The 9845-nt window shown below is 73.7% G+C and carries 9 protein-coding genes; 6 read left to right on the top strand and 3 right to left on the bottom strand.

Annotated features, from left to right (window positions below; all coding sequences use genetic code 11):
* Window positions 1-168: 168 nt before the first annotated feature.
* Both ACFV6I_RS24280 and ACFV6I_RS24275 read right to left on the bottom strand, forming a co-directional pair.
* Window positions 169-294 (bottom strand): hypothetical protein, encoded by a 126-nt coding sequence (locus ACFV6I_RS24280; RefSeq protein ID WP_380379010.1) that lies wholly within the window; start codon window positions 292-294, stop codon window positions 169-171.
* A 161-nt stretch (window positions 295-455) separates the two neighbouring features.
* Window positions 456-1376: a LysR family transcriptional regulator gene (locus ACFV6I_RS24275; protein ID WP_380427568.1), complete on the bottom strand. Its 921-nt coding sequence runs from the start codon at window positions 1374-1376 to the stop codon at window positions 456-458.
* Window positions 1377-1472: 96 nt separating this feature from the next.
* On the opposite strand from ACFV6I_RS24275, the gene ACFV6I_RS24270 reads away from it, so the two are divergent.
* The 4 genes from ACFV6I_RS24270 (at window position 1473) to ACFV6I_RS24255 (ending at window position 5493) form a co-directional block, all read left to right on the top strand.
* Entirely contained in the window at window positions 1473-2177 is a 705-nt protein-coding gene (locus ACFV6I_RS24270) for a succinate dehydrogenase cytochrome b subunit (protein ID WP_063346103.1), read from the top strand.
* Complete coding sequence (locus ACFV6I_RS24265; RefSeq protein WP_380427566.1) at window positions 2174-4117, top strand: fumarate reductase/succinate dehydrogenase flavoprotein subunit; 1944 nt, start codon at window positions 2174-2176, stop codon at window positions 4115-4117. The genes ACFV6I_RS24270 and ACFV6I_RS24265 overlap by 4 nt, the downstream gene beginning before the upstream one ends.
* A complete protein-coding gene (locus tag ACFV6I_RS24260; RefSeq protein ID WP_363372913.1) occupies window positions 4114-4851 on the top strand; it encodes a succinate dehydrogenase/fumarate reductase iron-sulfur subunit in 738 nt (245 codons plus the stop codon). The genes ACFV6I_RS24265 and ACFV6I_RS24260 overlap by 4 nt, the downstream gene beginning before the upstream one ends.
* A gap of 339 nt (window positions 4852-5190) precedes the next feature.
* Entirely contained in the window at window positions 5191-5493 is a 303-nt protein-coding gene (locus ACFV6I_RS24255; protein ID WP_380427564.1) for a hypothetical protein, read from the top strand.
* A 54-nt stretch (window positions 5494-5547) separates the two neighbouring features.
* Here ACFV6I_RS24255 and ACFV6I_RS24250 read toward each other — a convergent pair whose 3' ends face one another.
* On the bottom strand, window positions 5548-6486 hold the full coding sequence (locus ACFV6I_RS24250; protein ID WP_159398311.1) for a DUF2797 domain-containing protein: 939 nt from the start codon (window positions 6484-6486) through the stop codon (window positions 5548-5550).
* Between the two features lie 90 nt (window positions 6487-6576).
* Here ACFV6I_RS24250 and ACFV6I_RS24245 point away from each other — a divergent pair, with 90 nt between their 5' ends.
* Together ACFV6I_RS24245 and ACFV6I_RS24240 are read left to right on the top strand one after the other, a co-directional pair.
* Entirely contained in the window at window positions 6577-7248 is a 672-nt protein-coding gene (locus ACFV6I_RS24245; protein ID WP_380427562.1) for a maleylpyruvate isomerase N-terminal domain-containing protein, read from the top strand.
* Between the two features lie 136 nt (window positions 7249-7384).
* Window positions 7385-9529: a restriction endonuclease gene (locus tag ACFV6I_RS24240; protein ID WP_159398312.1), complete on the top strand. Its 2145-nt coding sequence runs from the start codon at window positions 7385-7387 to the stop codon at window positions 9527-9529.
* Window positions 9530-9845: the final 316 nt, after the last annotated feature.

Here is a 9845-nt window from a genome sequence, read left to right as displayed (position 1 = left end):
AAAACTTGTGCTACCCCCACGCCCCCTGCTACTCCCATTTTCCTACCGCACAAAACTCACCAGTGGGGGGCCATGCGGCCCCCGGACCGGCCCCCTCTCATCGCTGCGCAGCACCCCGTTCCGGAACGGGCGGAGATCAGCCCGTACCGAAGCGTGGGCGAGGGCGTATCACTCGCCGTCAGTGCCTACCGGGACCTGGTCCTCCCGGATAATGACGTGCTCCTCACCGTCGACCGTGATTTCAGTGCCTGCGTACGTGCCAGACGGAGTCTTGTCCTTGCTGTCCTCAGCCATGTCTCCTCCTTCAGTTCGACACGTTGTCGACCCGCACCGATCCTGCCATGACTGACAGTCACCGGGCTGTCAGCTTGACAGATCGAAGTGAGCCCTGTCGATGCCGACTAGTCGACAGCATTCGCAATCTGATGGGACGTCAGAATTTTGAGAATTCCACGTCACAGCAACAGGCGTGTCCCCGGCGGGAGTTCACCGGAACCGGCAGCATGGTGCAGGTACGCCAGCAGGGTCGTGCGCAGGGCCTCCGCGGCGCGGGTCAGCGGCACCTCGTGGCCGTGTGCGACGGCGATGGTGCGGCCCAGGCCCGGGGCGGCGAAGGGTGTGACGGACAGTCCCGAGCGGGCCGCGACCATTCCGGGGACGACCGCGGGGCCGAGTCCGGCCCGGACGAAGCCGAGGACGGCGTCCATCTCGCCGCCCTCCACCGCGAACTCCGGCTCGAAGCCGGCCGCCCGGCAGGCCGCCAGGGTCGCCTCCCGGACGTCGTAGCCCTCCCGGAACATCACCAGCGGGCGCCCCCGCAGCTCCGCCACCCGTGCCTTGCGCCGGGTCTGCCGCTCGGCGGAGACCAGCACCAGCTCCTCGTGCAGCAGCTCGGTGACGGCCAGCGCCGGTGCGGCCTCCCCGCTCGGCGGGGTGATGATCAGCGCGAGGTCCAGCTCCCCCGCCGCCAGCGAGCGGACCAGGTCGCGCGAGCCGCCTTCCCGGACCGCCAGCGCCACCCCCGGGTGGCGGTCCCGGAACACCCGCAGCACGTCCGGCACCAGGCTGGTGCACAGGCTCGGCGGCGCGCCGAGCCGGACCCGGCCGCGGCGCAGCTGGACCGTCTCCTGGACGGCCAGCCGGGCGCTCTCGGTGTCCGCGAGGATGCGCCGGGCCAGTGGCAGCAGCGCCTCCCCGGCGTCGGTCAGGGCGATGTTGCCCCGGGTGCGGTGGAACAGCTCGGCGCCCAACTCCCTTTCCAGCGAACGGATCTGCTGGGAGAGCGAGGGCTGGGCGACGTGTGCCGCCTCGGCGGCCCGGGTGAAGTGCCGGGTCTCGGCGACGGCCAGGAAGTAGCGGAGTTGCTGGAGCTGCACCCGACCAGGATAGGCCGCATCGATAGGCCACGGCTATCGTCACGAGCTGCAGCATGTCTTGGACGCACCCTGGTGGCCGTCCCTACCGTTGCAGCCATGACAACCGCGACTCGGACGGCCCGGCATCCGTCCACCCTGGCGACGCTCTGGCGGTCGACCGTCGGCAAGAAGGCGGTCATGGCCGTCACCGGACTGGCCATGCTGCTCTACCTCGTCGCGCACATGCTGGGCAACCTCAAGGTGTTCGCCGGCCCGGACGACATCAACGGCTACGCGGCCTGGCTGCGCACCATCGGACAGCCGTTCCTGGGCCACGAGTGGTTCCTGTGGATCGCCCGCTTCGGCCTGCTGGCCGCCGTCGTGCTGCACGGCGTCTCGGCCTACCAGCTCAGCCGCCGCGATCTCGCCGCCCGGCCGAGCAAGTACGTCCACAAGCGTCGCCGGGCGAGCTACGCGACCCGGACCATGCGCTGGGGCGGGGTGATCCTGGCACTGTTCATCGTCTGGCACATCCTCGACCTGACCACGCTGACCGTGAACCCCGCCGCCGAACACGGCCGCCCGTACCAGAACATCGTGGCCTCGTTCGGCCAGTGGTACAGCTGCCTGATCTACATCGTCGCGATGCTCGCCGTCGGCCTGCACATCCGGCACGGCTTCTGGAGCGCCGCGCAGACCCTCGGCGCCAACAACGCCCGCCGGGACCGGGTGCTCAAGCTGACCGCCAACGGCCTGGCGCTCGCGCTGACCGTCGGCTTCCTGTCCGTCCCCGTGGCCGTGATGTTCGGAGTCGTCAAATGAGCTACCTGGACTACACCGTCGGCGAGCCCGTCGCCGACACCAAGGCCCCCGCCGGGCCGATCGAACAGCGCTGGGACCAGCGGCGGTTCGAGGCCAAGCTGGTCAACCCGGCCAACCGGCGCAAGCACACCGTGATCGTGGTCGGCACCGGCCTGGCCGGCGGCGCGGCCGGTGCCACGCTGGCCGAACAGGGCTACCACGTCGTCCAGTTCTGCTTCCAGGACTCCCCGAGGCGGGCTCACTCGATCGCCGCCCAGGGCGGCATCAACGCGGCCAAGAACTACCGCAACGACGGCGACTCGGTCCGCCGGCTGTTCTACGACACCGTCAAGGGCGGCGACTTCCGCGCCCGCGAGTCCAACGTGCACCGGCTCGCCCAGGTGTCGGTCGAGATCATCGACCAGTGCGTCGCCCAGGGCGTCCCGTTCGCCCGCGAGTACGGCGGCCTGCTGGACACCCGTTCCTTCGGCGGCGTGCAGGTCTCCCGCACCTTCTACGCGCGCGGCCAGACCGGCCAGCAGCTGCTGCTCGGCGCCTACCAGGCGCTGTCCCTGCAGATCGCGGCCGGGAACGTGGAGATGCACCCGCGCACCGAGATGCTCGACCTGCTGGTCGTCGACGGCCGGGCGCGCGGCGTCGTCGCCCGCGACCTCGTCACCGGTGCGATCAGCACCCACACCGCCGACGCCGTGGTCCTCGCCAGCGGCGGCTACGGCAACGTCTTCTACCTCTCCACCAACGCCAAGAACTCCAACGCCACCGCGATCTGGCGGGCCCACCGGCGCGGCGCCCACTTCGCCAACCCGTGCTTCACCCAGATCCACCCCACCTGCATCCCGCGCTCCGGCGACCACCAGTCCAAGCTCACCCTGATGAGCGAGTCGCTGCGCAACGACGGCCGGATCTGGGTGCCCAAGGCGCAGGGCGACACCCGGCCGCCGGCCGAGATCCCCGAGGACGAGCGGGACTACTACCTGGAGCGGACCTACCCGGCCTTCGGCAACCTGGTGCCGCGCGACATCGCCTCCCGGGCCGCCAAGAACGTCTGCGACGAGGGCCGCGGCGTCGGCCCCGGCGGGCAGGGCGTCTACCTGGACTTCGCCGACGCCATCCGCCGGCTGGGCCGGGACGCCGTCGCCGCCAAGTACGGCAACCTGTTCGACATGTACGAGCGGATCACCGCCGAGGACCCGTACCGGGTGCCGATGCGGATCTACCCCGCGATCCACTACACGATGGGCGGACTCTGGGTCGACTACGACCTGCAGACCACCGTCCCCGGCCTGTTCGCCGTCGGGGAGGCCAACTTCTCCGACCACGGCGCCAACCGGCTCGGCGCCAGCGCGCTCATGCAGGGCCTCGCCGACGGCTACTTCGTCCTGCCGCCCACCCTGAACGACTACCTGGCCCGCAACCCGCTGCCCGCCGTCCCCGCCGACCACCCGGCGGTCACCGAGGCCGAGGCCGAGGTCGAGGACCGGCTGAACCTCATCCTCGCGGTCGACGGCGACCGCACCCCCGACTCCTTCCACCGCGAACTCGGCGAACTCCTCTGGGACGAGTGCGGGATGGCCCGCGACGAGGCCGGGCTGCGCCGGGCCCTGGCGCGGATCCCGCAGCTGCGCGAGGAGTTCTGGCGCCGGATCAAGGTGCCGGGCACCGGGCAGGAGCTCAACCAGTCGCTGGAGAAGGCCAACCGGCTCGTCGACTACTTCGAGCTCGCCGAACTCATGTGCCTGGACGCCCTGCACCGCGCCGAGTCCTGCGGCGGCCACTTCCGCACCGAGAGCCAGACGCCCGACGGCGAGGCCGCCCGGCGCGACGAGGAGTACGGCTACGCCGCCGCCTGGGAGTTCACCGGCACCGGCGCCGCCCCCGTCCTCCACCGCGAGGCCCTCGACTTCGCGTACGTCCACCCCACCCAGCGGAGCTACGCATGAACCTCACCCTGCGCATCTGGCGCCAGCCGGGCCCGGACGCCCCCGGGTCGATGACGACCTACCAGGTCGGCGGCATCAGCCCCGACATGTCCTTCCTGGAGATGCTCGACAGCCTCAACGAGGAGCTGATCACCAGCGGGGACCAGCCCGTGGCCTTCGACCACGACTGCCGCGAGGGCATCTGCGGCGCCTGCGGCATGGTCATCAACGGCCAGGCCCACGGCCCCGAGCGGACCACCACCTGCCAGCTGCACATGCGGCACTTCCGGGACGGCGACACCATCGACGTCGAGCCGTGGCGGGCGGCGGCCTTCCCGGTGGTCAAGGACCTGGTGGTGGACCGCTCCGCCTTCGACCGGATCATCGGCTCCGGCGGCTACATCTCCGCCCCCACCGGCAGCGCCCCCGACGCGCACGCCACGCCCGTCCCCAAGGAGGCCGCCGACACCGCCTTCGAACACGCCGAGTGCATCGGCTGCGGCGCCTGCGTGGCGGCCTGCCCGAACGGCTCGGCGATGCTGTTCACCTCCGCCAAGGTGGTCCACCTCAACGTGCTCCCCCAGGGCGCGCCGGAGCGCGCCTCCCGGGTGCGGGACATGGTCACGGCCATGGACGCCGAGGGCTTCGGCGGCTGCACCAACACCGGCGAGTGCGCCACCGCCTGCCCCAAGGGCATCCCGCTGCCCAGCATCGCCGCGATGAACCGCGAGTTCCTGCGGGCCGCGCGCGGTTGACGCACCGCTTCGACCGGCCCCGTGCCCCGGCCCCGCGCCCCCGGGTGCGGGGCCGACGGCGTGCAGTGGGGCGTGCAGGGCATTCGCACGCTCCTCCGAGGGGTGGTGGATCGTCAGGTCCCGCGCCCGCGCCCGGGAATTCGCGCTACCGTGGTCCTCCGCTACGGAAGGACGGCATATGCCCGAGGTTCAGTCCTGTTCCGGTTGCGGCGGGTCCGGGGGGACCCAGAAGACCGAAGCCACGGTCGAACGGGACGAGGAAGGGAGCATGGTGCCGAGGATCCACACCTTCTGGTCGCCCTGCGGTCGGTGCCACGGATCCGGGACGGTGATCGCCGGATGAGGCTGGTCTTCGAGTGTGTCGAGTGCGGCGGACACTACCTGCCGCCCGAGAGCATGGCGTACCCGGACGGGCCCGCCTCCCCGATCTGGTGCTCGCACTGCCAGGCGGCCAAACGGTCCGCCGGCGTCCAGGAGGACCCGCTGCTCACCCGCGTGGCCCTGGCCGCCGCCCGGGCCGCACTCGCCCGGCGCACCGCCGAGGGCGAGCCCGCCGCGCGCGCCGACGTCCGCCCGTCCCGGCCGCCGCTGTCCCACCGGGCCCGCTCCGGCCCGGGCGGGGTGCGCAGCAGGCTGGGCTGAGCCCGCAGCCCCCGGGCTCGCGCTCGCGGGGAACCACCCCAGCCCGGATTCACTCTAGAAAAGCGCCTCCTGGGTGTCCGGCTCCGGCGGGCGGACCCGCTCCTCCAGGGCCACCCCGGACGTCGGGCGGCCGGAGACGGGCGCGAGCGTCCAGCCGGTGAGCAGCCGGGTGTCCAGCAGCAGCGGCCCCGAGCCGTCGGCCTGGTCCAGGAACAGGTGGCGGCCCACCGGCGGCCGCAGGGTGCCCGCGATCACCGCCCCGTCGGCCAGGCCGCCGACCTGCCGGTACGCCTCCGGTGCGCCGTCGGACAGCCCGAACCGCGCCACGTGGTCGACCACCGGGCGCTCGGCGAGCAGCTCCAGCGCGTGGCCGGCCAGGAGGCGGTGCGCCTGGGCCCGGGCCTCGGCCAGCACGGCCCGGCGGTACGGCTCGTCGCCGTGCGCCCACCAGTGCTCGGTCTTCAGCCTGGCCTTGAACCGCTCGCGGGCCAACCCGGAGGCGGCGACGGTGAGTTCGGCGCGCCGGATGGCCGGCAGCCCGCCCCGGGCGGTGAACGCGTAGGCCAGCGCGCCCTGTTCGAGCAGTCGGCTGTCGCCGCGCTGTTCGGCCGTCAGGCCGATCTTCAGCAGGCCGTCGCCGAACCAGGCGAGGTAGAGCAGGTACGTCCGGCCGTCGTCGAGGATCTGGTCCCGGGCGAGGGCCAGGCCCCGGTCGACGCTCTGGCAGGCCGGGCACTGCACGGCGGCGCCGTCCGGCGCGATCACCGCGTGGTGCGGGCACGGGGTGCGCTCCGTCGCCCCGGCCAGCCAGGCGCCGGTGCAGCGGCGCGGCCCGCCCAGCAGCCAGCCGACCTCCGCGCCGGGCGTGACGGCCCGCTCGTGCGTCTGGCCGCCGCGCACGGCGCCGAGCAGGGCGCGGCCCTCGTGCCAGCTCAGCCCGGTGGAGACCCAGCCGGCGGGCCGGTCCGGGTGGTGCTGCGGTGCGATCGTCACGGGCATGCCTCCCTCTCGAACCAGTGCAGAGTACCCGCCGCCCCTGACAAGTGCGGCCCCTGACAGTGCCCCCTGCTAGCCTCCGCGACCATGACGCCCGAGCCCGCCGCCCAGTCCCCCGTCACCGCCGACGACCTCGCGCTCGTCCTCCGGCTCGCCGCCGCCACCCTGCGCGCGGCGCCCGCGGACGCCGACTGGTCCCGGCCCGCCGGGACGGTCACCTGGGACTGCTGGACCACCGTCGAGCACCTCGCCGACGACCTGCTCGCCTACGCCGCCCAGCTCGGCCCGGCCGCCCCGCCGCGCGAGCGGTACGTCCCCTTCGCCACCGAGCGCCGCTTCCCCGGCGGGCCGAACAACTTCGTCCGCGCCGACCGCGCGAGCGGGCCTGACGGGCTGGTCGAGGTGCTGGAGGCGAGCGGCGGGCTGATGGTCGCGATCGCCCGCGCCGCCGCGCCCGAGGTCCGCGCCTACCACCCGTGGGGTGTCGCCGACCCGGCCGGGTTCGTCGCGATGAGCCTGGTCGAGACGCTGGTGCACCTGCACGACGTCGCCCAGGGCCTCGGCCTGCCCTGGGACCCCCCGGCCGACCTCTGCCGCCGCGTCCTGGCCCGCCTCTTCCCCGACGTCCCCGTCACCGCCGCCGACGTCCCCTGGCCGACCCTTCTGTGGGCCACCGGCCGCGCCCCGCTGCCCGGCCGGCCGCTGCGCACCGACTGGCGCTGGCACGCCCAACCCGGGGACGCGCCCCAGGTGCACTGACCGGTGCAGTGCAGCCGTGCTGCTCGCGGGGCTTGGCCCGGTGGGGTGTTCACGTTCTATTGTTGCGGGCGCGGTTGGCGGCGCGGCCGGGAGGCGTGCGGCGCGACCGGTCCGGCGTGCAATGAAGGGGTGGACGGTGGCGGGGCGGCGGAACGACGGAGTGCTGGCGATCTGGGCGGAGGCGCAGCGACAGCAGCAGCGCCGGGAGGAGGCCCGCTGGCGTGCCGAGGCGGCGCAGCAGCGCCGGCTGGAGCGCGAGCAGCGGGATGAGCAGCGGGCGACGGCCCGCAACGAGCGGGAGGCACAGCGGGCCTACCAGCAGTCCCGGGAGGCGGAGGCGGCCCGACTGACGGCCGAACTGGAAGCCCGGGTCGAGGAGTTGCGCGGGTTGCTGGCCGCCGGGCTGGCGGCTCCGGCGTTCGGCCCGCAGGCGCTGCTGGCGCCGCGCCCGGTGCCGCCGTTCGACCCGGGCCCGCTGGGCCGGCCGGTGGAGCTGCCCGATCAGGGCGGCCCCAAGTACCACGTGCCGCCGCCGGACCAGGTGCAGGCGCGCAATCCGGGGGTGCGGCGGCAGTACGAGCAGTACCTGGCGCAGGCCCGGGCCCGGTTCGAGCAGGACTGGTACGCCGCCCAGGCGCAGGAGGCCGACCGGCAGCGCCGGCTGGCCGCCTACCACCAGGAGTACCTGGCCTGGGCGGCGCAGTGCCGCCGCCAGGACGAGGACCGCGCCGCCCGTACCGAGGAGTTGCTGCGGCGGCTGCGCGCGGGCGAGCCGGAGGCGGTGCAGGAGTACTTCACCGCCGGCCTGTACGCCTCGGCGGCCTGGCCGGAGGGCTTCCCGCACCGCCTGGTGGCGGCCTGGGAGGCCTCGACCCGGCAGCTGGTGGTGAACTGGGAGCTGCCCGGCCCGGACGTGGTGCCGGCCGCCGGCCGGGTCCGGTACGTGAAGACGGACGACCGCGAGGCGGAGGTGGCCCGCCCGGCGACGGAGCGCAAGGCGCTGTACCGGGAGGTGCTGGCGCAGTCGGCGCTGCGGCTGGCGGCGGAGCTGTTCCGGGCGGACCGGGACGGGATGCTGGACTCGGTGGTGCTGAACGGCTTCGTCCTCGGCATCGACCCGGCGACCGGCCGGGAGGCGGAGCGCTTCCTCGCCACCCTGACCGCCTCCCGGGCCGAGTTCGCCGGGCTGGCGCTGGACCGGGTGGCGCCGGTGGACTGCTTCCAGGGCCTGGGCGGCAAGCTGTCGGCGCGCCCGGAGCGGCTGGACGAGGTGCGGCCGGACCGGCTGCCGGAGACGGTCGGCGGGAGCCTGGCCGGGCACGGCGGCGACGACGACCCGGACCTGTTCGAGATGGACCCGATCGAGTTCGAGGAGCTGATCGCCGAGCTGTTCCGGCTGCGCGGCTTCCGGGTGATGACCACGGCCCGCAGCGGCGACGTCGGGGTGGACGTGGTCGCCGAGGACCTGGACCCGGTGACCGGCGGCAAGATCGTGATCCAGGCCAAGCGCTACCGCAAGACGGTGTCCCCGACGGCCGTGCGCGACCTGGAGTCGACCGTCCGGCACCACGGGGCCAACAAGGGCATCCTGGTGACCACCGCCGGCTTCGGCCGCGGCTCGTACAGCTACATCGAGGGGAAGCCGCTGACGCTGGTCAGCGGGCCGGAGCTGGTGGAGCTGCTGGCCGAGCAGGGGCTGCGGGGGCGGCTCGGCGGCGGCTCCGCGGAACAGGAGAAGCCCGCACCGGCGGCCGCGCCGACGGACCGTCACAGCAGCCTGACGGTCAGCTGGCAGAGCCGGACGGCCGGCGGCGACGCGGTGGAGCTGGACGTCACCGCGTTCCTGTGCGCCGCCGGGCGGGTGCTGAGCGACGAGCACTTCGTGTTCTTCAACAACCCGCAGGACCCGGACGGCGCCGTGCGGCTGCACCCGACCCACTCGGTGCCGGGCGAGCCGGCCCGGGCGGTCCGGCTGACCCTGGACCTGGAGCGGCTGGCGGCCACGGTGGACGAGGTGGTGGTCGCCGTCTCCACCGAGGAGGAGGAGCCGCGGGCCCTGCCGCTCGGCTACGTGCACGGTGTCGCCCTGGCGGCGACGTACGGTCCGGGCGCGGCCGGTCCGGCGGAGTGGGCGGCCGGCACCGGCGGCGTGCCGGACAGCGCGATGCTCATGGGTTCGTTCCAGCGTGCGGGCGGCGGTTGGCAGTTCAGCCCGTCGGGCCGCTCGGTGACGAACGGTCTGCTCGGGCTGGCGGGCGCGTTCGGCGTCGCGGTGGAGTAGCACGGGGACCATCGTCCGCAGCACAGGGACCATGGTCCTCAGGGATCGGTGTCATACCTGAGGATGAGAAGACCCCCGCCGAGCCGCCGAGACGGCGGGGGTCGCCCCTCCTCGGGACATACGCATCGCGCTCGAACGGATTGGGAGGATGGAACGGAACCCGATTGTCCGTTCCCGCCCTCAGGAGCACCCCCGTGACGACCCCCGCAACCGCCGTCCGTACCGGCCTGGCGGCCGCCCGCGCCACCGGCCTCAACAAGGTCTACGGGGACGGGGAGACCCGCGTCGTGGCCCTCGACAACGTCAGCGTCGACTT

Origin of the sequence: Kitasatospora sp. NPDC059803, from assembly GCF_042732255.1 — a bacterium.
Lineage (GTDB): Bacteria > Actinomycetota > Actinomycetes > Streptomycetales > Streptomycetaceae > Kitasatospora.
The sequence above is the reverse complement of the archived record's forward strand: the minus strand, read 5'-3'. Positions and strand labels throughout refer to the sequence as shown.